This is a genomic window from Clostridium sp. DL1XJH146, assembly GCF_054819755.1.
Map to the genome: position 1 here is coordinate 50906 of NZ_JBTVVN010000017.1, position 25328 is coordinate 76233.

Genomic DNA, 25328 nt, shown 5'->3' on the forward strand with positions numbered 1-25328 from the left:
GGTGTACCCCTAAAAGAAGTACACCTTATTTTATTCTTTAACTTAGTATAGTTATTGTTAAGGTTTTGGAATGTTAAAATCTTCTGGATTAAACTCAGTTTTTTCCATTTCATATAACATCCAACTCATTACTGATTGAGCTTTGGCAACATTCGTATCTGCTTCCTCCCCAACCCATTTGTAGAATACAGCATAGTTTTGTTCAGCAAAAGTTTTTAAACTATCGCTCTCACATGCATCTAAAAAAGCTTTTTCTAATTCTGCTTTAACATCATCAGGAGTATCTTTTGGAACCATAAATCCGATAAATTGGTTTAATGGTAAGTATTTTTCTACTTCTGGAACTAATGTAGTAACTGCAGGAACAGTACCAAAGTCAGGGTGCTCAAAGTCAGTAGTTTGGAAAGTTGCTACAGGAATTAAATCACCTGATTTAACAAATTCTGCAACTTCACCAGCTGATGCTGCAACTGCAACTGTTTCGTTTGATACACAAGCAGTTATTGCTGCTGCAGAACCATCATAAGTTGCTACACCTAAATCTATTTCACCACCATACTCAAGCATTGATGCTAATAAGAACCATAATCCACCTGAAGTACCAGCTATTTTTACTTCACCAGGTTTTGACTTTGTTTCATCAATTAAAGCTTGAAAATCTGCAATATTAGCCTCTTTATTTACACATAAAACTCCTGGAGATCCTCCAGCAATATAATATTCCCAGTAGTCAGTAGTTTGCTCATCACCAGCCATTACAGGAATGACTAGTGGAGTTTCTGAAGTACCTGCTAGTGTATAACCATCATGTTTTGCATTCCATACTTGCATAGTTCCAACTGAACCAGCAGAACCACCAGTTACATTGGAAACCTTTACACTCCAGCCTTCTTCTTGCAGAGCAGCTGCAATTGCACGGTTCCATCCATCAGTCCCACCACCAGCACCAAATGGTACTATTAAGTTTATAGGTCTTTCTGGAAATTTTGACTCTTCAACATTTTCATTTTCCGAAGAATTTGTTTCAGCATTAGCACCTTCTCCTGCATTATTAGCCTTTTCATTTGAAGAACACCCTGCAAATAAAACTAAAACCATTGACATTGTTAATAAAATAGAAAGTAACTTTTTCATTCCTTTTCCCCCTTATTTTTAATTTTTAATACTTAACGCATTTACTTTAGTAAGATAATTAGCTTTAGTTTTTTATCACTTTCGCTAAAAATCTTACCTTAAAAATTGGTTCTTTAAAAATGATAATTTGTGATTTTAAAACAATCACTTTTGTTAACTTTCCTTTGCGTTGTAGATGTTTACTATTTCTTAATATTGTTACGCCAACTATTAAGACTCATCTTAATAACATCTTCAACGTGGGATTTATCTTTCGTAACTATTAAGTCTAAGATCTCTTCGTGATATTCTGTCGCATGTGAAAATTTTTCCTCTGCTTCTATGTTTCTATAAATAGAGACTTTAAAAAATTGATAAACACCTTTGACAATTCTTGATAAAAGCTTATTCCTACCAATATCTACAATTTTAATATGGAAATTATAATCTGCATCAGCAGCAGCAATAAAATCCCCATTTTCAATATAGGTTTCCATAGCTTCTAGGTAATGTCTCAACTCATTTATATCGTCGTCATCAGCTTTTTCAATGGCTAACTTAAGCGTTATTTCATCTAAAGATTGTCTAAGTTCAATCAATTCCGATGAAGATGAAACATCAAATACAAGACCGTAAATCATAGTGTCAAAAAGACTTGGATTAACTTGGTCACATACATAAGTTCCATCTCCCCGTCTAATCTCTACAACTCCTACAGCAGATAAAACTCTCATAGCTTCACGTAGTGAATTTCTGCTAATTTCAAGTTCTTTAATAAGCTCGTACTCATTAGGCAGTTTTTCTCCCATTTTAAAACTACCAACAGATATCGCTTCAATTATTCGGTTTATTGTTTTGTCTACCACTGAACCTCCACCTACTGGAGTCAAGCCTTTGTTGTTTACTTTATTTTCCATTTAAATTCGCCCACCTATTGTTGTATTTTTATAGTCTCACATCAAAGCAGTACATCATACGTCAAACGTAGGATGTTTGATGTATCTTTATATTATCATATAAATTATACTATGTAAAGGTTTTTTTGGGATTTTTTTCCTAATACATTGCCATCAAAGTTTTTTATCATAATCAAATCCATAAATATATAATCTTCACATCAACTTCACATTAATAAGTTAAGTTATATATACAATAAATTTTATTTTCTATATAACTAGGAGGAATATTAACTATGAAAAAATTATTATCATCTATTCTAATAGCAGGTTTACTATTAACTGTAGGTTGTTCTAGTAACACGAATAATTCTGAAGTAAATACTACTGAAACTGAAAATACTGTTGAAAACACACAAGAGCAAGCTGATTCTATAAAGAGCGAAGGTGGCCCTAGCGTTAGTTCTGATATGATGTCACTTGAAGATGCAAATGCATTAGAAGAAGAGCTTCTTTCCGAAGTTGGTTATGAAGCAGCAGTAGGTGGATATCCTATTGTTGATACTAATGAAACAACTTTTTATTCTAACGATGCTATTATTGATGCACCTGCAGAAGGCGAAAGTTTCTATGGTCAAGATGCTTCATATACTGGCAATGCACCAAGTTACACTGATAATGGTGATGGTACAATTACAGACAATGTTACTGGACTAATATGGCAACAAGATCCAGGTGAAAAACTAGATTGGGAAACAGCTGTAGAAGGACTAGATAGTTTCGAATTAGCTGGTTATGACGATTGGCGTATTCCTACAATTAAAGAATTGTATTCTCTAGTTGATTTCTCTGGTGAAACAGGAACATCATCCGACACTTCAACACCATATATTGACACAGATTACTTCGTATTTACTTATGGTGATGAGGCAGGAGAACCACGTTTCATTGACTCTCAAATATTGACTAGTACAATATTTGATTCAACTACACTTGGTGGAAACACAACAGTGTTTGGTTATAATTTTGCAGATGGACGTATCAAAGGATATGAAATCACAAAAGATTTTTACTGTTACCATGTTAGAGGAAACATAAACTACGGACAAAATTTATATACTGATAATGGCGATGAAACTATTACAGATGAAGCAACAGGATTAATGTGGATGCAAAATGACAGTGGTTATTATGAAGAAGGCAGCAACGGTGACGGTACAATGGACTGGGAAGAAGCTTTAGAATGGGCTGAAAATGCTACATATGGAGGTTACGATGATTGGAGACTTCCTAATGTTAAAGAACTGCAAAGTATTGTAGATTATACAAAATCACCTTACACAACTGATTCTCCTGCTATTGATGATTTGTTTTATTGTACCCATGTTGTAAATTGCTTCGGGGAAGATGATTATGGTTATTATTGGACAGGTACAACTCACAATGATAGCAGTGCAAGTGAGACACAATATGGTGCTGCATCTTATGTTGTATTTGGTATGGCAAAAGGCTATATGGATGGTGAAGAAGTAGAAGCTCATGGTTCTGGTTCTCAAAAAAGTGATCCTAAAACTGGTGAACGAGATGACTATCCAGCAGCAGACGAAAATGCACCTCAAGGTGATGAACAAAGAGTATTTAATATGATTAGACTTGTAAGAGATGCAGAGTAAGAACTAGATAGAATCTAATTAACTCTCTTCAATACAAATACTAAAAAGTGCGAAAATATATTCGCACTTTTTTACTATTTCCATCCATTTTTTCTAGCTTCAATACCACTCTCATTAGTTCCTGATTCTTTTACTATTGTATTTTGCTCATTTTTTGAATGTTGATTTTGTGATTTAATACCATTATGCAAGTAATTCTCTTTCGTCCATTCACGTTTCTTTTTAGTCTTCATAGTATCCTCCTAAAATTAATTAGCCTCCACTTTTAGTATGTGTATTTTCAAAAATAATACTCAAATACTCTTGACCATAATTTTTACTTTTATCTATATTATAAAAAATCAAATCACATTTACTGAACATAAATCATATTATTATAATGAAGCATGTGAAAGGACATTTGAAAATGAATAATTATAATAATATTAACCAGCACCAATATTGTTGTTGTAACTTACCGATGAATAATTTAATTAATATGTGTAATTTCTTTAGGATGTATCCATACCTTTACTACAATAACGCTCCAATGTATGATACAAGATATTGTAATGAGTTCCCAAATCAATATTCTCGTTTTGCAGATGAAATGGAAAATGAATTTATTGAACTAAAAGACTACGGTCCTAAGCCATTAGTAATTAATATTGATAAAGCTACTAAGCAAAATAAAAATTTCCGTACTGCTCTGTGGACTGGTGATAATTTACAAGTTACCTTGATGGATATTAAACCTGGAGGAGATATAGGTTTAGAAATGCATCCTGATGTAGATCAATTCATACGTATAGAAGAAGGTGAAGGCATAGTCAGAATGGGTGATAATAAAGATAAATGGAATTTTGAAGAAGAAATATTTGATGACTATGCTATTTTAATTCCTGCTGGTAAATGGCATAATCTAATTAATACAGGTGATACTCCAATTAAATTATACTCTATATATGCCCCACCTGAACATCCATTTGGTACAGTTCATGAAACTAAAGAGATTGCTGAATTAGCAGAAAAAAAATGTAGATAATACTTTATTAAGTTCCAATAAAATCTGAGTTTAAGTGTGGTAGTATAGACACCTAAACTCAGATTTTTTTATTCCTATTTCTAAAACTTTTTTTATTAATAAACTTTTAAGATTTTATGGATTTAATTATAGAGTATTTAAATGTATAATTAGGTTTGTATTATATTAACTAGAGAGAGGACATAAAAAATCAAATGAATTTATTTACTATTATAATAATTAGTATAGCAGGCATAGGAGCAGGTATAATTACTGGCTTAGTTGGCGCTTCTGCTGCCGTTATTGTAACACCATTATTAGTTACTTTTTTAAACTATGACCCATATATAGCTATATCCATCAGTTTAGCTACTGATGTATTTGCATCAACAGCTTCCTCAATCACTTACGCAAGACATAAAAATATTGATTTGAAAAACGGTTTAACTATGGCTTTATCTGCAATAATTGGTGCACAACTTGGAAGTTATCTTTCATCTATGATACCATCCAATACCCTTGGTAACGCTTCTGGTATTGTTACTTTGATAATGGGAATTAATTTCTTTAGAAAACATAAAAAATCACCAAATGATTATAGTACTATTTTTGATATAACTAATAAATTACTCCAATTTTTCAGAGGTAAAAAGTTTTTTTCTTCGATTTTGTTTGGCTTTATCATAGGAATAATATGTGGAATTGCTGGAGCGGGTGGTGGACTTATGCTATTATTAATTTTGTCTAGGATTCTTGGCTTTCCCATCAAAACTGCTATCGGTACAAGCGTTTTAATAATGACCTTCACCGCTCTATCCGGTTCAGCTGGACACTTTATACATATGTCATCAATACCTTTATCTGAAGTACTATTAGCTGGATTTTTTTCAATTATCGGAGCAAAAGGTGCTGCTTTATTTGCCAACAAATCAGATGAAAAATCTATGTACAAAATAATAGGATTAACTTTCATTGTATTAGGCTTAATCTTAATAGTTAGTAAAAGTCTACTGGGGTTATAAAATACATACTTATACATTAATAAAACAATAACCAATTGATCATTGTTTTATTAATGTATATCTATTTACTCACGCTTCTTTTATATTTAAGAAATCCATTATCCATAATTATTTCAATTTCTCCAGTTTCTTCTAGATATTGAACATATGATTCAAGCATAAATTTTATCTCTGAATACTTATATACTGTTCTAACATTAATTTTCCAATTTTTTATGATAATTTTCATAATATCTTCCATTGTCATTGCCTCTTCTATCAAATTGTATAGTCTTCGCGCTATATTTTTATAGAAGTCTATGTTGTCCATTATAAGCTTAGTAATATCATCATACATTCCTTTGTGAGCCACTATATATTTGCTACAGTTTAAATCATAAAGCTTTATTTTACTTTCCAAGTCCTCTTTTAATACAAATGCATAGGGCAATTTTGCCCCTTTCATAACTTCGTAACTTATAAGTGAATCTCCTACATAAGCTACATCATCAGGTGTAGTAATGCAAATATGCGCCGGACTATGCCCTGGTGTATGAAGAATTTTAAATTTTATACCACAAATATATATAGTATCTTGATTGTCTAAAATTTTAATATCTGTTTCACAAACCATATGTCCATAATGTTCTTCTACATTGGATAATGTTTGACTACTATAATAAACTTTTAAATTTACTATAGAACTACAGAAAAAAGCTTCATAGGCTGGCATAGCAATAATACAGTTATATTTATTTTTTAAATATGTATTATTGCCTACATGATCTATATGTGTATGACTACAAATTATACCAACTACCTTAAAATTATTCTTTTCCAATATCTCATCTATTCCTACTCTTTCTCCCCTTGCCCATCCAGAGTCTAACATAATAATTTCTTCATCATTAATTTTATAAAAAGGTATATAAGTCATTCCCGTATTTATACAAAATGTATTTCCCTTAACTTTTAATATATCCATAATATTTTCTCCATTTCTCTTTATTTTCATTAGTTTTATTATTATAAATTTTCTTTACTTACTAAACCTCCTGTAATAGTTCAAATTTATTTAAATAAAATCACACTATCTTCAAATATTGCACAGACTCCTTCGTATATATTGGTAGCACCACTCTTAGTATTTTTTATTTTAACAAAGTCTTTATAATTATCTCCATTATCATCTTCAGTCCAAAAGCTAGATATCACGTAATCCCCAATTATGCTATCAATATCTTCTCGTTTATTATCTAGTGTAAAACTAGTATTAATATTATAAATTTCATTAACTATTTTCTTATTTTCTCCAATAATTTTTGTCTCATATATGTTTCTATTTTTCACATCGTGCCATAAATTATAATAGGCACTTAACCCATCATCATTTAATTTTATAGACCTTACTAGCTCTGTCTCCAACGTTATCTTACTAATTGAATATATATCTTCAACTTTGCTTTCAAAATTCTTAACTCTATAATATATCTTTTCATCATCCATGCCAAAATACCTTGTCCACGAAGTAAGCTCTGTTTTATAAATTTCTTTAAAAGAAATTATATCACATTCATTTTTTACTTCTCCAACAAATCTATCTAAAGCTATAATATTTATACTTTCTCTGTATCCTTCTCTGTAAAATTCTTCTTTTTTAATACCTTCCTTAAATGACTCTTCAAGCTCCCAATCTTCCATATATGCTTCTTCGAAAATTATATATCTATTCCCATCAGTAGTGTAAGGAATAAAATAATCTCTAATTCCTAAAATGACTCTTTTATCTTTAACTATATATTCTTTTTTGTCTTTTAAGTCACATAAAATAGCATATTCATAGTCACCTTATTTATGATACTCTATTTGAAAAATAGGTGTCTGCCCATATCCCTATTCCCATGAAGAATATTTCTCGTAAATACTATTTAATTCAATATTATCTTTATCAAAACTTTTTTCTAAAGCCTGACTTAATTTTTCAATAGTCAATTCAGGTTTAATTATTTAATTAATTCAAAATCAATATAATTCTAAACTATTGAACAAAATAAATCAAATCATCAATAAAAATTAAATTATCAACAAAATTCTACATTAATTATTATATTGACAAAATAATATATTATAGTTATAATTTTAATAATTATTATAGTTCTCCAAAGGAAGTAAACGTGAGATATCTTTTAGTAGATAGCCGAAGAAGCAATAAGTTAACTGTCAAATTAGCTTAGAAACTTTCAGGCAAAAATATCGTTTATGGATGGAACTCTGGAAAGTCCACTAAGTGGCGCCGTAGGTGAAAGGTACTTTTTTTATTAAGTATTAAAACTCTCAGGTAAAAATACAGAGGAATATGACAGGTTTGTTTTGCGCCTGTTATATTCCTTTTTTTGTTATAAAAATATATTTTTATAAATTTACAATTTTTTAAGGAGGATTACAAAAATGGAAAATGTAAAAAAGACTGCCTTGTTTAATATGCATGAAAAGTATATGGGGAAAATTATTGATTTCTCTGGCTGGGCTCTACCAGTACAATATTCAGATATTCAAAAAGAACATGAAGCAGTTAGAACTTCTGCTGGACTATTTGATGTATCACACATGGGAGAGGTTGAAATCACAGGGCCACAAAGTTTCGATTTTATTCAAAATCTTATTACAAACGACCTAAGTAACCTAAATAATAATCAAACACTTTATACCTTTATGTGTTACCCAAATGGTGGTGTTGTAGATGACCTTATTGTCTATAAACATAGCAATGATAACTTTCTTCTAGTGATAAATGCTGCAAATATAGAAAAAGACTATCAATGGATGGTTGATAACAAAGCAAACTATAACTTAACGATTTCTAACAAATCTAATGAAATATCTCAAATTGCAATTCAAGGACCAAAAGCTGAAAATATACTTCAAAAGTTAACTAATGTTAATCTTGAAGAAATTAAATTCTTCTACTTTATGGACAAAGTTAAAATTGCTGGAGCTGAGTGTTTAGTATCAAGAACTGGTTACACTGGTGAAGATGGTTTTGAAATATACACCTTAAATGAAAATGCTGAAAAAATATGGGAAGCTTTAATGAAAGCTGGTGAAGAATATGGCATCCTACCAGCAGGACTTGGATGTAGAGATACCCTAAGATTCGAAGCTGCTCTTCCTCTTTACGGAAATGAATTATCAAAAAACATAACTCCTCTTGAAGCTAATCTCGGTTTCTTTGTAAAACTTGATAAAGACAATTTTATTGGAAAAGATGCTCTTACAAAGCAAAAGAAAGAAGGACTTCAACGTAAAATTATAGGTTTTGAATTAATTGGCAAAGGAATTCCAAGGCATGGTTATGAAGTATATTCAAATGATGAAAAAATCGGTGTTGTAACTACGGGATATTTATCCCCAACAGTTGGGAAAGCAATAGGCCTTGCTCTTATTGATTTTAAATACACTGCACTGGAAACTCATATTCAAATCAAAATACGCAAAAAATTTGTAGCTGCAAAAGTTATTAGTAAAAAATTCTACACTAAAAAATATAAAAAATAATACTAAATTTAGGAGTGACTATAATGAACTTTGAAAACCTTATAAAACAAGATAATGAACTTTATGAAATTATTTGTGCAGAGGAAAATAGACAACATGATAATATTGAGCTTATTGCATCTGAAAACTTCACAAGTAAGGCTGTAATGGAAGCGATGGGGTCAGTACTTACTAATAAGTATGCAGAAGGATATCCAAACAAAAGATATTACGGTGGATGTTTCGTTGTAGATAAAGCAGAAGATTTAGCAAGGGATAGACTGAAAGAGCTATTTGGTGCAGAACATGCAAATGTTCAACCACACTCAGGGTCTCAAGCAAATATGGCAGTATATATGGCTATGCTTGAACCTGGTGATACAGTTTTAGGAATGGATCTTACTCATGGAGGACATCTTACTCATGGTAGCAAAGTAAACTTTTCTGGTATATTATATAATTTCGTTTCTTATGGTTTATCTGAAGAAACTGAAAGAATTGATTATGAAAACTTAAAAAACTTAGCTTTAGAGCATAAACCAAAAATGATTGTTGCAGGTGCTAGTGCATACCCAAGAGAAATTGATTTTGCCAAATTAAGAGAAATTTCTGATGAAGTTGGCGCATACTTATTAGTAGATATGGCTCATATTGCTGGTTTAGTTGCAACAGGTGCCCATCCATCACCAGTTCCCTATGCAGAATTTGTTACAACTACAACCCACAAAACTTTAAGAGGACCAAGAGGTGGAGCTATACTATGTAAAGCAGAATATGCTAAAGCTATTGATAAAGTAATCTTCCCTGGTATACAAGGTGGTCCATTAATGCACACTATTGCTGCTAAAGCCGTTTGTTTTGGTGAAGCACTAAAAGATGATTTTAAAGAATACATTGAACAAGTTAAAAAAAATGCTTCTACTCTAGGTGAAGAATTAATGAAATACGGATTTAGACTAGTGTCTGGTGGAACAGATAATCACCTTTTACTTGTAGATTTAACTAATAAAGATATTACAGGAAAAGAAGCTGAAGCTTTATTAGATTCTGTTGGAATTACAGTAAATAAAAATACTATTCCATTTGAGAAAAGAAGTCCATTTGTTACAAGTGGAATAAGAATAGGTACTCCAGCCGTGACTACAAGGGGTTTCAAAGAACAAGAAATGAAAGAAATTGCATCATTGATAAATTATACTCTGCAACACAAAGATGAAGACCTCTCACTAGTACAAGAAAAAGTTAAAGAAATATGCAACAAATATCCACTGTATAAGTAAAAAGTTTGTTTAAATAATAGGTTCTATTTTAAAAATAGTTGATTAATATGGTTTATCTGAAATAAACTAATTTACTTAGTCAGCATTTTATTATCAACAATATTTTAAAGCACATATAAATGAAAAATAGATTTAAAAATTAGAGGAGGAATTTAATATGAAAATTATAGAAAATTTATTATACACTGAGGAACATGAATGGTTAAGCGTTGATGGAGATACAGCTTATCTAGGAATTACTGATTATGCACAACACGCATTAGGTTCAATAGTTTATGTAGAACTTCCTGAAGAAGGAGAGGAATTAGAAAAAGGAGAGTCTTTTGGAAGCACAGAGTCTGTTAAAGCAGCTTCAGATATATACATTCCAGTTGATTGTACTATTCTTGAAATTAATGAAGCTTTAGAAGACGAACCAGAACTAATCAACACAGATTGTTATGAAAACTGGATTATCCGTATAAAAATTACTGATAAATCTCAACTCCATTCACTACTAAGTGCAGAAGACTACAAGAATCTAATTAATAAGGAGGCATAAGATGTTTCCTTATATACCTAATACTGAAAAAGATAGAGAGAAAATGCTTCAAAGCATAGGAATAAATTCTGTTGAAGACCTTTTTGACATAATTCCAGAAGATATTAAACTTTCAAGAAGACTTAATCTTGAAAAGCCTATGGCAGAACTCCAAGTAACAAAACACATGAAAAAAATTACTGACAAAAATTCTAGTTGTGATGATTTAGTATGCTTTTTAGGCGCAGGTTCTTATGACCACTATATTCCTTCTGTTCTAAAACACATTACATCTAGATCAGAATTTTATACTGCTTATACTCCATATCAACCTGAGATAAGCCAAGGTACACTTCAAGTTATTTTTGAGTATCAAACTCAAATAGCAAATCTTACAGATATGGATGCATCTAATGCTTCTGTATATGATGTTTCAACTGCTTGTGCAGAGGCAGCAATGATGGCCATTTCTACTAAAAAAGCAAATAGTATTATTGTTTCAAAAACAGTTGACCCTCAAGTTATAACAGTTTTAAAAACATATATGAGGTTCCATAATATTGAAGTCATCGAAATTGATACAAAAGATGGCGTAACTGATATAGCACAACTTGAAAAATTAGTAGATAAAAATACCGCTGGTGTAATTGTTCAAAGTCCAAACTTCTTTGGCATTGTTGAAGATATGACTGAAATTGAAAAAATAACACATTCGAATAAATCTTTACTTATCATGAGTGTTGACCCTATTTCTCTTGGAATTTTAAAAACTCCTGGTGAAATTGGAGCTGATATAGCTATAGGTGAAGGTCAATGCCTTGGTAATGGAATGAACTTTGGTGGCCCATATTTAGGATTTATGGCCACTACAAAAAAACTAATGAGAAAATTACCTGGAAGAATTGTAGGACAAACATCAGATGTTGATGGTAATCGAGCATTTGTCTTAACTCTACAAGCAAGAGAACAGCATATAAGAAGGGAAACAGCTTCTTCAAATATATGTTCAAACCAAGCACTTAATGCACTTACTGCTTCTGCTTATTTATCCACTATGGGCAAAGAAGGCTTAAGGGAAGTGGCAGAACAATGTGTGAAAAAAGCTCACTATGCTTATAACGAACTTATTAAATCTGGCAAATTCAAACCAGTATTTGATAAACCTTTCTTTAAAGAGTTTGTAGTTAAAAGTGATACAAATACTAAAACAATAAATGATAGGCTACTCCAAAATGGTATTTTAGGTGGATATCCATTAGAAGAAAAATATGACTTTCTAGAAAATTCTCTTCTTTTATGTGTCACAGAAAAAAGAACTAAAGAAGAAATTGATACACTAGTAAAAACTATGGAGGATATAGCATGAAAGGATATAATAAACTAATATTTGAAATTTCTAAAGATGAACGTAAAGCCTATTCCCTACCAGAATGCGATGTTTTAGATGTTGCAATTGATGAACTAATAGATCCTTCTCTATTAAGAGAAAGTGATCTTGGTCTTCCACAGGTTAGTGAACCACAACTTATGAGACATTATACTCTTTTGTCCAATAATAATTTTGGTGTAGATACAGGTTTCTATCCTTTAGGTTCATGCACTATGAAGTATAATCCAAAAATCAATGAAGATATGGCCTCTAGTTCTAATTTTGTGAATATACATCCATATCAAAAAGAAGAAACTGTTCAAGGCTCTTTAGAATTAATGTACAATCTATCAAGTATGTTTGCAGAAATAACAGGTATGGATGAAGTATCCCTTCAACCTGCAGCTGGTGCTCACGGAGAACTTTCAAGTTTGATGATAATAAAAGCTTATCTTGAAACCAAAGGAGAAAAACACAGAAATAGAATTATTGTTCCTGACTCAGCTCATGGTACAAATCCTGCCAGTGCTTCTGTTGCTGGTTTTCAAGTTGTTGAAATCAAATCTAATAAAGATGGTTCAATTAATATAGAAGCTCTAAAAGAAGCTTTGGATGAAAACACAGCTGGTTTAATGCTTACAAACCCAAGCACTTTAGGAATATTCGAAGAAAATATAAAGGAAATTGCAACTCTTGTTCATGCTGCAGGCGCCCTGCTCTATTACGATGGTGCCAATATGAATGCCATCATGGGCATAGCAAGACCTGGTGATATGGGCTTTGATGTTGTGCATTTAAATGCTCATAAAACTTTCTCTACCCCACATGGTGGAGGTGGCCCAGGCAGTGGCCCTATTGGAGTTAAAAAGGAACTTATACCTTATCTTCCTGTTCCGATAATTGAAAAAAATGAAGATAAATATTCTCTTAATTATGATAAACCTTTATCTATTGGAAAAGTGAAAAGTTTTTACGGAAACTTCGGAGTATTAGTAAGAGCCTATACTTATATACTTTCTATGGGAGCTGAAGGACTAAGAGCAGCAAGTGAAACTGCTGTTCTAAATGCAAACTATATGATGAATAGCCTTAAAGAACACTATACCCTTCCTATAGATAAAACTTGCATGCATGAATTTGTATTAAGTGGTTCTGGGCTATTAGAAACGGGAACTACAACCATTGATGTTGCTAAAAGACTATTGGACTATGGTTATCATCCTCCTACAATTTATTTTCCTCTTATTGTAGATAGTGCTATGATGATAGAACCAACAGAATCAGAAACCTTAGAAACTCTCGATGAATTTATAAAGACTATGATAAAAATTGCAAAGGAAGCAAAAGAAAATCCTGATTTACTAAAAAACGCACCACATAATACCCCTGTTAGAAGACTTGATGAAGTCACTGCTGCAAGAAAACCAGTAGTAAAATGGGTGAAAAGCTAGATAAAGGGTGATATATGATGAATAACGATATTATAGTAATAGGAGGCGGACCCGGTGGATATGTTGCCGCAATTAGAGCTGCTCAACTAGGTGCTAGGGTTTGTCTTATTGAAAAAGATAAAATTGGTGGTACCTGTCTAAATAGAGGTTGCATTCCAACAAAAGCTTTATATAGAAATGCTGAAATACTAAATACATTGAAGAATATTGATGAATTTGGGATTAACATTAATGAATATTCAGTAGATATAGAAAAAGTTCAAAAGAGAAAAAATGAGGTAATATCCAAATTAGTAGGTGGAGTAGAACAACTTCTGCAGGCAAATAATATTGAAGTTATTAAAGGAACTGCTTCATTTATTGATAAAAACACTATTTCTGTTATGCACGAAGATAAAAAAATTACTCAAATTACTGGTACCAATGTTATCATTGCTAGTGGCTCAAGCCCTAGCATTCCACCAATTGAAGGAGCAGATATAGAAGGCATATATACTAGTGAGAATATCCTTAACTTCAACAACATACCAAAAAGCCTAACTGTTATAGGTGGTGGTGTTATCGGAATGGAACTAGCTTGCATTTTCAACTCCTTCGGTACAGAAGTAACTGTAATTGAATATCTTCCAGAAATTTTAGCACAAATTGATACTGATATAACAAAAAGATTAACTAGCTCCTTAAAGAGAAAAGGAATTAAGATAAATACTTCTACTAAAGTTAATTCTATCGAGAAAATAGAATCTGGTTATACTATTACATGTGTAGGAAAAAAAGGAGAGTTAAAAGTACGTAGTGAAAAAGTACTTGTTTCCGCTGGTAGAGCTCCTTATTTTGATAACCTTAATTTAGAAGCCCTTTCTGTTGATTTTGATAGTAAAGGAATTAAGACGGACTCAGATTGCGCAACGAATATTCCTGGAATATATGCAATAGGTGATGTTACTGGGGGCTTAATGCTAGCTCATGCTGCTTCACACGAAGGCATTAAAGCTGTTGAAAAGATTATGGGCTATTCCAATGCTTCTGACTCTACTGTTATCCCAAGCTGTATTTTCATATTCCCTGAAATAGCTTCTGCAGGACTCACTGAAAAAGAAGCAAAGGAGAAAGAAATTTCCTATAAAGTAAGCAAATTTATGTTTGGTGCTAATGGTAAAGCACTAGCACTTGGTGAACCTGAAGGTTTTGTTAAAGTACTATCTTCTAACGAAATTATAATAGGTGTTCACATCATGGGGCCTCATGCCTCAGATCTTATTCATGAAGGTACCTTAGCCATAACAAAAGAACTTAAAATTGATGATATAATCAATACAGTTCACGCTCACCCAACTCTTGCTGAATCTTTCACAGAAGCAGTTATGGGACTGAAGGGGCAAGCAATTCATATGGTACCTCCAAAAAAATAGCATTTTCTTTTATTATATTTTTATGTTGTAATCTTATAGTGAGCTACATTCCATTTACTTTACTGAGTATGGAGACTTCTTTTATCTATGTAAAACTAAAACCTACTATCTTAGGATGGTAGGTTTATCTTAGTAGAGGAACGTATAACTAATTCCATTTCAAGTCTTCGTATAACCTGTTTTTCAGGATTTTCCAATAATTCATCGATTACCTCAATAGTTGCTTCAACCATTTTATGTAGAGGCTGTTTCATTGTTGTCAAATCATATGCTCCTAAACTAGCTGCAGAAGTATCATCAAATCCAATAATTGAAATGTCATTTGGTACATTTAACCCATATCTTAATCTTGCGGCATCCATTGCTCCCATTGCCATAATATCTCCACAAGAAAAAATCACATCTGGAACATTATTAGAAGCAATCATTTTCGTTGCAATTTCATATCCTGATTTATAATCGTATCCGCCTTCTATAACATGTATGGGCTTAATATTGTATTCTGCAAGTTTTTTAATAAAACTTTCGTTTCTTTCCTCTTCATGTTTACCTGCGATATATCCAATTTTCTCATATTTATTTTCGACTAAAAACTCTGCCACCTCGTATACTGCTTTTATACTATCACTCCAAACAGCACTTGCATTTGAATTCTCAACTTCACGATTAAATATTATTATAGGTATCTTACTATTTGTAAAATAATTCATTATATTTGATTTTAAAGCTGGTGCAGTAACTATTATTGCATCTACTCTATATTGATTAACCTGGTCCACCACTTTCTCCATGCCAATAGTTATATCTGCTACAAAAATCAAAGCTTGTCTACCCGACTCTTGAATTTTAGCTATTAATTCATTTAAAACTTCTCCATAAAAATAACCAGTTTCCATTCCCATAACAACAGCTATAATATCAGTTCTATGAGAATTTAAACTTCTAGCAATTCTATTTGGATTATATCCTAATTCTTTTGCAGCTTTGTGAACTTTATCCACCGTAGCTTGTTTTACTTTACCTTCCCATTTTGGATTATACACTCTAGATACTGTAATTGGTGAAACATCTGCACATTTCGCCACATCTATTAAGGTAGGAAAAATTGATTTAACACCTTCATTTTTCATATGAATTCTCCATTCCAAAAAAAATTGTTTATATATTAAGTTTAATTATAACCTGCATAGCTATATTATAAAATATTAATTGTGTAATTACAATTTTTTTACCCTTGTAGTTAGCATAATTCTATATGTTCAAACTATACTATTACTATACTTACTACAAAAAGAACATATGATATTATAGGAATATCATATGTTCAATAAGATAAATTTTATAGTAAATATTTCTTGCTTTTTAATCTTTCAAAAACATCCACATCCATTTGAAGAAGTATATCTATTATAACTTATTAGATTACATTTGTATTAACAAAAGTACTATGCATTGCACTACAAATATACCAATGATAATCCATCCATACTTATCCATTATTAATGGTGCTAAAGCAACTCCTTCATTATCAGCCTTATTACCTAGTCTTTCTTTTACTCCCATTACTGTATATTGTCTTTTTTCAGAACTTTCATCTTTAAAAATCAAACTGAAGATATATACAAATACTACACAGTAAACTGCACCATAGAAGTATGTCCATAACCAGTGCATTGGCACATTATTTTGCGTTAAAATTGTAGCTCCTGCTGCTACTAAAGTACCAATAAAAGCTCCATTGTCATTAACTCTTGGTATAAACATACATGCAATCATAATACCTGTTATTAAAGCTCCGAAGGGAGATAAATATCCACCTATTGTATCAAGTATTGATTTCGTATTTCCACCAAGTCCCGCGTATACAAAACCAATAATTACTACACCAAATATTACTGAAAATATAATTGTTGTCGATAAAGGTGTTTCTTCTTTTTTACTTATATATGGTTCATAAATATCTTTTGTAAATACTGCTGTCAATGAGTTTAAGATTGAGTCAATACTTGACATAGCAGCAGCGAATGTTGCAGCTAATAACACACCTAAAAGGCCTGTAGGCACATAGTTAAGTAAGAAATCTGTCATAACAAGGTTTGAGTTTCCAAAATCAAGAGTACTTGGATTAGTTTTATAGAATACAAACAATACAACACCTAAGAACATACAGAACCAGTAAATAAGTTGCATTGCAACGGAACTCATTATTCCACCTTTTTTAATATTCTTAATATTTTTTGCTGTTAAATATCTTTGTACCTGACCTTGGTCAAATCCAAAGTATCCAATCCACATTGCAAATCCACCGAAAAGTACAGTCCAAACATTTAAAGAATTTAAATCAAATAGCCAATCAAAAGATTTTAGCTTTTCAGCTTCCTTAGCCGTTTCCATTAATCCACCAAATCCCATTGGCAATTTTCCTGCTGCAAAAATTACTGCAAATACTAATCCAGCAAATAATACAAGAGCTTGTATAGCATCTGTCCAAATAACTGCTTTAATTCCTCCAACGGCTGTATATATAATAGCGAAAACAACTATAATTGGTACCCATGTTTTGAATGGTAATCCTGTAATTTCACTTAATACTAAAGCCGGTGTATAAACAAATCCACCCATAAGTATTAAGGATTGACATAACCAGATAATAACATTAAGAATTCTTGACTTGCCACCTAATCTAACGTTTATATATTCATATATTGTAGTTACGTTAGCGTCATATAAAACTGGTAGTACAGTATATGTAACAAATAATATAGAAAGAGGCACTGTAATATTAACCATAGCTGCCATAATACCATCATAATATCCCCAACCAGGTCCACCGATAAATGAGTTAGCACTTATCATTGTTACCCCAACTGATAACCCAATTGCGTACCAAGGTAATGATCTCCCTGCTATAAAATAATCTGCCTCATTTTCATTGGTTTTACCTAAGGCATATCCCAAATACAAAATACCTGCCATATAAATGAATAAAATAATAATGTCTAAAGCTTGCATAAAAATTTCCTCCTTTTTTTTTCTTAGTTTTTTATAATTCTCTTTTGTTATAAACTACTTTATATATACTTTTTCTCTTTTGTCATGAAAATAATATTAAATTTTTTCACTGGATAAAAGAGGAAAAATATATACTCTACTGCTAGGTGATATTTTTGACAACGCAATCATGATTGCGCTGTCATAAGTTATTAAAATAATATCATCTGATTTTCAATTTGTCAACAAGTATTTTGATATTTTAATTATTAATTGAGGATTTCATTGGTATTTTAATAATTTTATACGGTATTCTATGATGATTTGTTAATTCTTTCAACTTGCTTTAATTGTATAAAAAAAGACTATCCTAGAATTTATTCTGAGATAATCTTTTTATTAAACTATATTTTAAAGTGTTTATAATCTAAATTAATATTTATTTTATAAAATATATTTTTTATTTCTTAATCTATCAAAAATATCTATCCCTAATTGTTTCAATATATCAATCATATCTAAAAATACCCAGTTTTCCACTAAGTAATTTCCTTCTCTTCTATAAAAATCAAAATTTCGCATTACTAAATGTTTACCTGTTGCGGGGATCCCTAGCCAATCATTTCCTGTATGCGTAGCAGTAAACCCAGACCATTCAATTAAAGCCGCATATTTCCCTTCTCCTATGTATATTTGATTCTCTTGCCCATGCTTTAACGTTCTATCAGGAAGTGCGTTAAGAAACGGTATTTGATGATACTTTTCAAAGCCTTTGATACCTTTTGTTGATCCTATACCACAAGGCCCATACCAGTTAAAATCTCCACTAAAATATTTTCCCATACCCATATCAGCTATTCCCTTTTCTTCTTCATAGGTCAATAATCCACCGAAAATCATATCATACATAATTTCATAACTTTTCTTAGATTCCTCTTTATCTTTTTCTCCCATAATTACTCCATCTAATGTTGCAGGTCCTGGAATATTCACCTCAGGAGCTAATGCTTTAATAAATTTAAAGCCTGCTTGTCGCATTAAATCCAATATATCAATTAAAGTATATGTTTGCTTTATTTTGCCATCTACAATTTGATTAAATTCAGCAAATCTAATCCATACTACCCCATTAGTAGCAGGTATATCTAACCAATCCTCTTCGAATGTTCCTACATAATTCCCTGATGATGCAACCCAATCTTGCCCCTCATGCATAGGGTCATTTCCTGCATAGTGAAGATAAACATCCTTCTTTACATCAGGAAAAGCTGTTACTAATGATTTCCAAAATTTTTCTACTACAGTTTTTGTTCCTTCTAATTCATTAAACGGTTGTGGTCCATTCCAATTAAAATCTTCATGGCAATATTCATTAATAATATTCTCTATTGTATCTACCGTAGCACCATAAATTTTATTATGAAAATCCATTACTATTTTTTTATTTTCAACATGTTTTGTACTCATTTTATTACCTCCATAGGAATTATAAATTTATTTTAAAACTTGCTTATATACCCTGATTAAGTTTCCACCTAAAATCTTTTTACAATCTTCATTACTGTATCCATGTTCTAAAAGCGCATCAATGATTTGAGAAAAGTTTTCATGAGTGCTTGGTCCTTCTATAAAATCACTTTTTCTTATTCCATACCAAATGCCATCAATCCAGCCAGGAAATTTTTCACTTTGAACTGGCGTAAGTCTATCCATTTCACAAGGTCCTAGATTTGCAAATCCTCTTACAACACTTCTATCTATAGGGGTTTTATATGCGCTATAATCTGGTCCTAAAGCAACATAGTCAATACCTGCAATTTTCACAATATAATCAATATGTTTTAATAAATCTTCTATATCAGGTGCTTCTTTATCCCCATTTACTAATGCTGCCCAGAAGCTAACGGCCATGACTCCACCCTTATCAGCAATAGCTTTTATTCTTTCATCACTAATATTTCTTGGATGATCATAAACTGCTTTTGCACAAGTATGTGAATCAATGACAGGATTTTGGGTTAGTTTTATTAAATCGAAAAAACCGTAATCAGATAATTGAGATGTATCTAAAAGTATCCCAAGTCTATCACACTCAGCTACAACTTCCCTACCAAATCCAGTAAGTTTTCCTTTAGTCCTTGTTTGCGCAATGCCATCACCCAACCTATTTCTAGTATTGCCTGTTAATTGAAGTCCACGAAGCCCCATTCTGTATAAAGAACGTAAGCTTGATAATAAGTTCAAGTTAGGTTTTCCTTCTAATGGTTTACCACCATCTAAAGTAGCCAGTATTGCTATTTTCCCATTATCTATAGCATAATCAATATCTTCAGCATTGCGACATAGTACAAACGAATTACATCCAGCTTCTAATTCAGAGTTTAATACGTCTAATTTTTTATGTGCATCCCAAAAACGCAAAGTGTCTGTTGCACTATACATAGCTTGCGCTACGTGCTCTCCACCAACAGCCATATTTACAACATTAACTCCCTGTTTTTCAAGTATTGGCTTATAAACATTATCGAAAACATGGACTTTTCCCGAAACTGCATCTTTTTCATTTTTCAAAAATTCATAGATATATTCGTCAAGTATTTCTTGGTGGCTGTCTGCAACAATAAAATCTTTTGTTTTATCCAAATTATTCTCCATAATTATCTCCTCCATTAACCAATTGTTTCCTTCATAACACGCATTAAATTTCCACCTAGAATTCCTGCAATTTGTTTATCAGTATATCCACGTCTCACCAAATAATCGGCAATAACATAAGCTTCACTTAAATTATTTGGGTCATTAATCATATGGTCTCCTTTAGGAATACCAGTATAGAATCCTTCTATAGAACCTGGAAATGGACACATAGCACGATGAACATTATGTATTAAATCAAAGTTATCAAAATCAAGTCCAATACCTATATGTTCTGGTCCAATTAATTCTGAAATATGGTCTATATGGTCTATAACATGGTCAAAAGTAACAATTTCTCCTGTTTCTTCTGCTTTATGCTTTATTTCAGTCTTAACCATTTCAAGACATATAACTCCACCATTCTTACCCATTGCCTTTATTCTCTCATCACTTAAATTATTGGGATTATTACAAACTGCTTGTACTCCAATATGAGACACAATAACAGGTTTTTTTGAAACTTCCATGACATCCATATAACTTCTATCATTCATATGGGTCAGATCAATAAGCATTCCAATTTCATTCATTTCTTCTATCTGCTTGATCCCAAAAGTTGTTAGCCCTGCATCAGCAACTACTTCTCCCATTCCATCTGCAAAAGCTGTTCTAGCCGCTCCAACAATACAGTTTACTCTAAGTCCTAATCTATGGAATGTACGTAACATAACAAGGCTCTCTTCTCCTGAACGTCCTTCAAGAGCTCTAGAACCTTCAAAAGTCATCATTACACCTATTTTACCTTCTGCTCTAGTTTCTTCAATTTCTTTAGTATTAGTAACAATTCTAAAGGTTTTACTAATTTTTTCTTCATTACGCAGCATGTCTATCTGTTCGAAACAACCAAACTCTAGATTATCAGTTAAGTTACAAAGACAAGGTGAGTTTGCACCTACACTAGTTCCTATTACATTAATGCCACCCTGTTTTAAAATAGGTGCATAATGTGTATCAAAAATATCCTTTTCTCCTAACGCTTGACGAATAGCAAATTCAAACATCATATGATTGTGTATATCTACAAAATTACATTCTGTATTTAATCTCTTAGCTCTTTCGCTAATTTCACTTTTCTTTTTCTTATTTAAAATATATTCCCCCATATATGCTCCCTTCCCCATATTATTTAAATTATTATCCATCCTCATAAAACACCTCAGAACTAAGCAACTAAAGTTTTAGTGTATCTCTAAAAACAGCAGAGAATACTATTTATTCCCTGCCAATTATTTAATTATAGATTTTCTTAGTGTCCATATGAATTAATTTAATATTAACTTCATTCCTAAAAGTAGTAATCCCATACCCATAAGTTGAGTTAAAGTTATTGGTGACTTCGTTAGCCCAAATAACCCAAATTGATTTATAATTGCTCCTACTATTAATTGAAATGTAACAATCAATGAATATGTGGCTGTTGCACCTAATATTGGAATTATTTCCACAGAAATTAATACCATAGTAACTCCTAATATACCACCAATCCAATATATTGGAGATATACTCCCAGCTTTTGTAACATCTTTAACATTACCACTTACTAGAACAACACTTAGAATTATTAAAAAACTTACGCTTATACTTACTAATGTTGCATTCTTAGTATTTACAACCTTCCCTAAGCCTGCATTAATTGGCGGTTGTAAGCCTGCACAAATACCAGAAATAATAGCAAGAATAACTGCAATACCTTTAGCCATAAAATGTGCCTCCATATTTTTAGAAGATTAACTAAATATTACTCTTCTTTAGAATCAAACTCATCTTCAATCCCTTTATAAATTTGACGAAGTACATCTAATCCATCAAAGGTCATCCACTCTTCTTTTATTTTATTATCAATTACTGTATAATGATTTATCCCCATGAATTCAACTTTATTGCCAGATGGTTGTCCAAAATATCCAATTCCTTCGTGTATACCCTTTATTCTCCATCTAGCAGCAACATCCCATATATTCTCTTCATCTCTTTTGTTAAGAGAAACCCTGTCGACTACAACTGCAGCATTTGGAAAAGATGCAAACAAGCTTATTAACATTCCTTGTATATCATCATGTCCATTTAATTCTCTATTACATATAAAATGATTTACTGCATCATCACAATAATATTTCTTAACTTCATTTATATATTTGCGTCCCCATATGCGGCTTATCATTTCAATTATCATTTCTCCTACGCCTTCATTCTTAGCCTTATAGATTTCTGGAAAGAACTGACCTTCCATTGATTCTGGTATCCCAAAACTATCTTGAAGTAATGATTCTTGCTTTTGACTTTCTATTGCCATTTTTTTTGCAAGTTTATGTACATCAAATCCTAGTTGTTCAGCAATCCAAAGATTATCTCTAACAAGCCATTCCTCGAATATTCTATTTTTATAAATAGCACAATCCACTACTGTTCTGTAATTTACTTTTTTACCAGTAGCTGCTCCAAAACTGCTATCACCTAAATTTGTACCAGTTGATAGTATTCTATGAGAAGAAAGTAAGGCTCCCCCATAATGTTCAGCCCATACAACATTTTGTCCAATAAGCTTTCTATCAGGAAAAGCATGTAAAGTTTCAAGTGTTCCACTTATAACTCCTTTTATACCAGCCATAGTTTGTGAACTAAGATGCAATTGAACCTCATTTGAATAAGTATCATAAATCACTCCTATACCTTTTTCTTCCCATATTTCATGAGTTATGCTTAAAATATAATCCACAATATCTTTATATTTTGGATCAAATCCATCTAATTCTTGCTTATTTTTACTATTCAATTGTACATAATCATTATAATCTCGCCAAATCGCTGAATTAACTAATGTATTATCTCCATAAAATACCTTATTTTCATTTTCTAATTTTGAATTATTTATTTCTTCCAAATGTATCTCCTCCATTTTTTAATTCATTTCATTAATTTATAAAACTATAATTTTAAATATGATTGCGTTGTCATTCATTTAAAAATGTTATCACCTTTCTACGAATTTGTCAATAGGCTCTTTTATTTTTTCACTCTATAGTTAAAATATGTATAACATGAGTTATCTATTTCCTAGTAAATATTCTTAATTAATATATTTTGAATTCAATATCTTTTTATGCACAAAGCTAAGTTAATATTCATGGTATCATAATAAGTTCTACAGCAGCTACATATAATTTTGTCAAATTATTAATTAGTTTTTTTCTCAGTATATATTAAAAAGCTAGTTCATTTTACAATGACCTAGCTTTTTTCATATCAATATTAGTAAATTTATTAATTTTCTGCAACTACTTTCTTATAAGTATTTGTATCAGTATAAATTTCATCTTTTAAAACATTTAATTTATTTTTACGAATCTTAGCGAACTGATAAACTACTAGGGCAACATTTGCAATTAAAGCCATAGAACTTAAAAACATAAATGCTTTTGGGTTATGAGTTGTAGGCACAGGTGCTATACGATCTGCAAATGAAGGTACTGTCATAACAAACATAATCCATAATCCAAGAGTCTGTGCACGATGCTGTAACCATGCTCCTTTTTTGATAAAGAAGGCTGGTATAGTACAAGATAATAACAATATTAATCCACAATAGAATGAATGATCTGCTATACAATTGTATGTATAAGCAAAGTTCCATAAATCATAAGCTATAATCCATGGCCATATCATATCAGGCCATATCATATCTTTTGTTTTATCTTTAGAAATAAATATGCCAGCCCAACCACAAATGACAATTACATTCAGTATTCCTGCAATCCCATTCATAATATTCCATGGTCCTGACATTACCCAAAGATTATCTACAAGAGCTCCATCCCACGCTCCATATGAAAAACATTGAAAGTCACGAACAGCCGCTTCAAGTATATTTAATCCCAATATAAGTGGTGGAAAAAATAATACCCATTTCTTTTTAACTGCACCAGGAATATATCTAATTGCCATAAAGCCAAGACATCCAGCAAGCGCGGAATACGTTTTCACCCAATTAAACCAAGTTCCTGTTCCATATTCATTTCCCGGAGCTGCTGTTGTTGGCCAAACAAAAATTGTAAGCACTATAGGTACGATTAAAAAAAGTGTAATTCCTCCCCATTTTGTTGAGCGACCAAATTCATTAAAAGCCATTAAAGTAAACATAACAAAAATTCCTATTGCCCAAGCATTTAAACTTGGTACTTCGTATAATAATCCCATTACAAAATCCCCCTTAATATTTAATAATGCCAAATGTAGACAGGTTGTCCACATTCATATAATACTACCATTATTCTATGATTGTCAATAATTTAACTATGTGGTTATATTATTTAAAAAGGGGCTGTCTCAGAATAGAAAACTGAGATAGCCTCAGTTTTTTATTTTTTTAATGAAAAAACGAGCCACAAAGG

General features: G+C 31.5%; 22 protein-coding genes and 2 riboswitches. Of the genes, 9 read left to right on the forward strand and 13 right to left on the reverse strand.

Annotated features, from left to right (window positions below):
• Window positions 1-57 precede the first annotated feature (57 nt).
• Window positions 58-1134, reverse strand: a complete 1077-nt coding sequence (locus tag ACVHXK_RS09990) for a tripartite tricarboxylate transporter substrate binding protein (protein ID WP_461206248.1) — start codon at window positions 1132-1134, stop codon at window positions 58-60.
• Window positions 1135-1316: 182 nt separating this feature from the next.
• A complete protein-coding gene (locus ACVHXK_RS09995) occupies window positions 1317-2030 on the reverse strand; it encodes a FadR/GntR family transcriptional regulator (protein WP_461206249.1) in 714 nt (237 codons plus the stop codon).
• 275 nt (window positions 2031-2305) lie between these two features.
• Between ACVHXK_RS09995 and ACVHXK_RS10000 the strand changes: the two genes are divergently transcribed.
• The gene (locus tag ACVHXK_RS10000) at window positions 2306-3682 is read left to right on the forward strand and encodes an Lcl C-terminal domain-containing protein (RefSeq protein ID WP_461206250.1); all 1377 of its coding nucleotides are present in this window, start codon (window positions 2306-2308) and stop codon (window positions 3680-3682) included.
• Between the two features lie 74 nt (window positions 3683-3756).
• Here the strand turns inward: ACVHXK_RS10000 and ACVHXK_RS10005 are convergent, their stop codons facing one another.
• Window positions 3757-3915 carry a hypothetical protein gene (locus ACVHXK_RS10005; protein WP_461206251.1) on the reverse strand — a complete coding sequence of 53 codons (159 nt, stop codon included), beginning with the start codon at window positions 3913-3915 and terminating at the stop codon, window positions 3757-3759.
• Window positions 3916-4088: 173 nt separating this feature from the next.
• On the opposite strand from ACVHXK_RS10005, the gene ACVHXK_RS10010 reads away from it, so the two are divergent.
• Together ACVHXK_RS10010 and ACVHXK_RS10015 are read left to right on the forward strand one after the other, a co-directional pair.
• A complete protein-coding gene (locus ACVHXK_RS10010; RefSeq protein ID WP_461206252.1) occupies window positions 4089-4706 on the forward strand; it encodes a cupin domain-containing protein in 618 nt (205 codons plus the stop codon).
• A gap of 194 nt (window positions 4707-4900) precedes the next feature.
• Window positions 4901-5707 carry a sulfite exporter TauE/SafE family protein gene (locus ACVHXK_RS10015; RefSeq protein ID WP_461206253.1) on the forward strand — a complete coding sequence of 269 codons (807 nt, stop codon included), beginning with the start codon at window positions 4901-4903 and terminating at the stop codon, window positions 5705-5707.
• Window positions 5708-5768: 61 nt separating this feature from the next.
• Here the strand turns inward: ACVHXK_RS10015 and ACVHXK_RS10020 are convergent, their stop codons facing one another.
• Together ACVHXK_RS10020 and ACVHXK_RS10025 are read right to left on the reverse strand one after the other, a co-directional pair.
• Window positions 5769-6671, reverse strand: a complete 903-nt coding sequence (locus ACVHXK_RS10020) for an MBL fold metallo-hydrolase (protein WP_461206254.1) — start codon at window positions 6669-6671, stop codon at window positions 5769-5771.
• An 86-nt stretch (window positions 6672-6757) separates the two neighbouring features.
• A complete protein-coding gene (locus tag ACVHXK_RS10025) occupies window positions 6758-7387 on the reverse strand; it encodes a hypothetical protein (protein ID WP_461206255.1) in 630 nt (209 codons plus the stop codon).
• A 462-nt stretch (window positions 7388-7849) separates the two neighbouring features.
• Window positions 7850-7952: riboswitch (glycine riboswitch) on the forward strand.
• A gap of 3 nt (window positions 7953-7955) precedes the next feature.
• Window positions 7956-8038, forward strand: a riboswitch (glycine riboswitch).
• Between the two features lie 96 nt (window positions 8039-8134).
• Here ACVHXK_RS10025 and gcvT point away from each other — a divergent pair.
• The 6 genes from gcvT (at window position 8135) to lpdA (ending at window position 15252) form a co-directional block, all read left to right on the forward strand.
• Window positions 8135-9241 (forward strand): glycine cleavage system aminomethyltransferase GcvT, encoded by a 1107-nt coding sequence (gcvT, locus tag ACVHXK_RS10030; RefSeq protein WP_461206256.1) that lies wholly within the window; start codon window positions 8135-8137, stop codon window positions 9239-9241.
• 23 nt (window positions 9242-9264) lie between these two features.
• Complete coding sequence (locus ACVHXK_RS10035) at window positions 9265-10500, forward strand: serine hydroxymethyltransferase (RefSeq protein ID WP_461206257.1); 1236 nt, start codon at window positions 9265-9267, stop codon at window positions 10498-10500.
• Between the two features lie 157 nt (window positions 10501-10657).
• Window positions 10658-11041 carry a glycine cleavage system protein GcvH gene (gene gcvH, locus ACVHXK_RS10040; RefSeq protein WP_461206258.1) on the forward strand — a complete coding sequence of 128 codons (384 nt, stop codon included), beginning with the start codon at window positions 10658-10660 and terminating at the stop codon, window positions 11039-11041.
• Window position 11042: 1 nt separating this feature from the next.
• Complete coding sequence (gcvPA, locus tag ACVHXK_RS10045; RefSeq protein ID WP_461206259.1) at window positions 11043-12386, forward strand: aminomethyl-transferring glycine dehydrogenase subunit GcvPA; 1344 nt, start codon at window positions 11043-11045, stop codon at window positions 12384-12386.
• Window positions 12383-13840 carry an aminomethyl-transferring glycine dehydrogenase subunit GcvPB gene (gene gcvPB, locus ACVHXK_RS10050; RefSeq protein ID WP_461206260.1) on the forward strand — a complete coding sequence of 486 codons (1458 nt, stop codon included), beginning with the start codon at window positions 12383-12385 and terminating at the stop codon, window positions 13838-13840. Before gcvPA ends, gcvPB begins: the two co-directional genes overlap by 4 nt.
• Before the next feature lie 17 nt (window positions 13841-13857).
• On the forward strand, window positions 13858-15252 hold the full coding sequence (gene lpdA / locus ACVHXK_RS10055; protein ID WP_461206261.1) for a dihydrolipoyl dehydrogenase: 1395 nt from the start codon (window positions 13858-13860) through the stop codon (window positions 15250-15252).
• A 110-nt stretch (window positions 15253-15362) separates the two neighbouring features.
• Here the strand turns inward: lpdA and ACVHXK_RS10060 are convergent, their stop codons facing one another.
• The 8 genes from ACVHXK_RS10060 to ACVHXK_RS10095 form a co-directional block, all read right to left on the reverse strand.
• Window positions 15363-16382 carry a LacI family DNA-binding transcriptional regulator gene (locus ACVHXK_RS10060; protein ID WP_461206262.1) on the reverse strand — a complete coding sequence of 340 codons (1020 nt, stop codon included), beginning with the start codon at window positions 16380-16382 and terminating at the stop codon, window positions 15363-15365.
• A 292-nt stretch (window positions 16383-16674) separates the two neighbouring features.
• The gene (locus tag ACVHXK_RS10065; protein ID WP_461206263.1) at window positions 16675-18264 is read right to left on the reverse strand and encodes a sodium:solute symporter family transporter; all 1590 of its coding nucleotides are present in this window, start codon (window positions 18262-18264) and stop codon (window positions 16675-16677) included.
• Window positions 18265-18687: 423 nt separating this feature from the next.
• A complete protein-coding gene (locus ACVHXK_RS10070; protein WP_461206264.1) occupies window positions 18688-19710 on the reverse strand; it encodes an ester cyclase in 1023 nt (340 codons plus the stop codon).
• Between the two features lie 27 nt (window positions 19711-19737).
• On the reverse strand, window positions 19738-20898 hold the full coding sequence (locus ACVHXK_RS10075) for a dipeptidase (protein WP_461206265.1): 1161 nt from the start codon (window positions 20896-20898) through the stop codon (window positions 19738-19740).
• Between the two features lie 14 nt (window positions 20899-20912).
• Window positions 20913-22082: a dipeptidase gene (locus tag ACVHXK_RS10080; RefSeq protein ID WP_461206266.1), complete on the reverse strand. Its 1170-nt coding sequence runs from the start codon at window positions 22080-22082 to the stop codon at window positions 20913-20915.
• 120 nt (window positions 22083-22202) lie between these two features.
• Window positions 22203-22640: a DMT family transporter gene (locus ACVHXK_RS10085; RefSeq protein ID WP_461206267.1), complete on the reverse strand. Its 438-nt coding sequence runs from the start codon at window positions 22638-22640 to the stop codon at window positions 22203-22205.
• 38 nt (window positions 22641-22678) lie between these two features.
• Window positions 22679-23821, reverse strand: coding sequence for an ester cyclase (locus ACVHXK_RS10090; RefSeq protein ID WP_461206268.1), 1143 nt, complete (start codon window positions 23819-23821; stop codon window positions 22679-22681).
• A gap of 380 nt (window positions 23822-24201) precedes the next feature.
• The gene (locus ACVHXK_RS10095) at window positions 24202-25134 is read right to left on the reverse strand and encodes a DUF5692 family protein (protein ID WP_461206269.1); all 933 of its coding nucleotides are present in this window, start codon (window positions 25132-25134) and stop codon (window positions 24202-24204) included.
• Between the last annotated feature and the right edge of the window lie 194 nt (window positions 25135-25328).

Bases quoted from the DNA above. Each gene is read 5' to 3' on its own strand.
- gcvPA (WP_461206259.1), top strand. From the start codon at position 11,043: ATGTTTCCTTATATACCTAATACTGAAAAAGATAGAGAGAAAATGCTT.
- gcvH (WP_461206258.1), top strand. From the start codon at position 10,658: ATGAAAATTATAGAAAATTTATTATACACTGAGGAACATGAATGGTTA.
- ACVHXK_RS10065 (WP_461206263.1), bottom strand. From the start codon at position 18,264: ATGCAAGCTTTAGACATTATTATTTTATTCATTTATATGGCAGGTATT.
- gcvT (WP_461206256.1), top strand. From the start codon at position 8,135: ATGGAAAATGTAAAAAAGACTGCCTTGTTTAATATGCATGAAAAGTAT.
- ACVHXK_RS10035 (WP_461206257.1), top strand. From the start codon at position 9,265: ATGAACTTTGAAAACCTTATAAAACAAGATAATGAACTTTATGAAATT.
- ACVHXK_RS10080 (WP_461206266.1), bottom strand. From the start codon at position 22,082: ATGGATAATAATTTAAATAATATGGGGAAGGGAGCATATATGGGGGAA.
- ACVHXK_RS10085 (WP_461206267.1), bottom strand. From the start codon at position 22,640: ATGGCTAAAGGTATTGCAGTTATTCTTGCTATTATTTCTGGTATTTGT.
- ACVHXK_RS09990 (WP_461206248.1), bottom strand. From the start codon at position 1,134: ATGAAAAAGTTACTTTCTATTTTATTAACAATGTCAATGGTTTTAGTT.
- ACVHXK_RS10015 (WP_461206253.1), top strand. From the start codon at position 4,901: ATGAATTTATTTACTATTATAATAATTAGTATAGCAGGCATAGGAGCA.
- ACVHXK_RS10010 (WP_461206252.1), top strand. From the start codon at position 4,089: ATGAATAATTATAATAATATTAACCAGCACCAATATTGTTGTTGTAAC.
- ACVHXK_RS10075 (WP_461206265.1), bottom strand. From the start codon at position 20,898: ATGGAGAATAATTTGGATAAAACAAAAGATTTTATTGTTGCAGACAGC.
- ACVHXK_RS10020 (WP_461206254.1), bottom strand. From the start codon at position 6,671: ATGGATATATTAAAAGTTAAGGGAAATACATTTTGTATAAATACGGGA.
- ACVHXK_RS10000 (WP_461206250.1), top strand. From the start codon at position 2,306: ATGAAAAAATTATTATCATCTATTCTAATAGCAGGTTTACTATTAACT.
- ACVHXK_RS10060 (WP_461206262.1), bottom strand. From the start codon at position 16,382: ATGAAAAATGAAGGTGTTAAATCAATTTTTCCTACCTTAATAGATGTG.
- ACVHXK_RS10005 (WP_461206251.1), bottom strand. From the start codon at position 3,915: ATGAAGACTAAAAAGAAACGTGAATGGACGAAAGAGAATTACTTGCAT.
- gcvPB (WP_461206260.1), top strand. From the start codon at position 12,383: ATGAAAGGATATAATAAACTAATATTTGAAATTTCTAAAGATGAACGT.
- lpdA (WP_461206261.1), top strand. From the start codon at position 13,858: ATGAATAACGATATTATAGTAATAGGAGGCGGACCCGGTGGATATGTT.
- ACVHXK_RS09995 (WP_461206249.1), bottom strand. From the start codon at position 2,030: ATGGAAAATAAAGTAAACAACAAAGGCTTGACTCCAGTAGGTGGAGGT.
- ACVHXK_RS10095 (WP_461206269.1), bottom strand. From the start codon at position 25,134: ATGGGATTATTATACGAAGTACCAAGTTTAAATGCTTGGGCAATAGGA.
- ACVHXK_RS10070 (WP_461206264.1), bottom strand. From the start codon at position 19,710: ATGAGTACAAAACATGTTGAAAATAAAAAAATAGTAATGGATTTTCAT.
- ACVHXK_RS10025 (WP_461206255.1), bottom strand. From the start codon at position 7,387: ATGGAAGATTGGGAGCTTGAAGAGTCATTTAAGGAAGGTATTAAAAAA.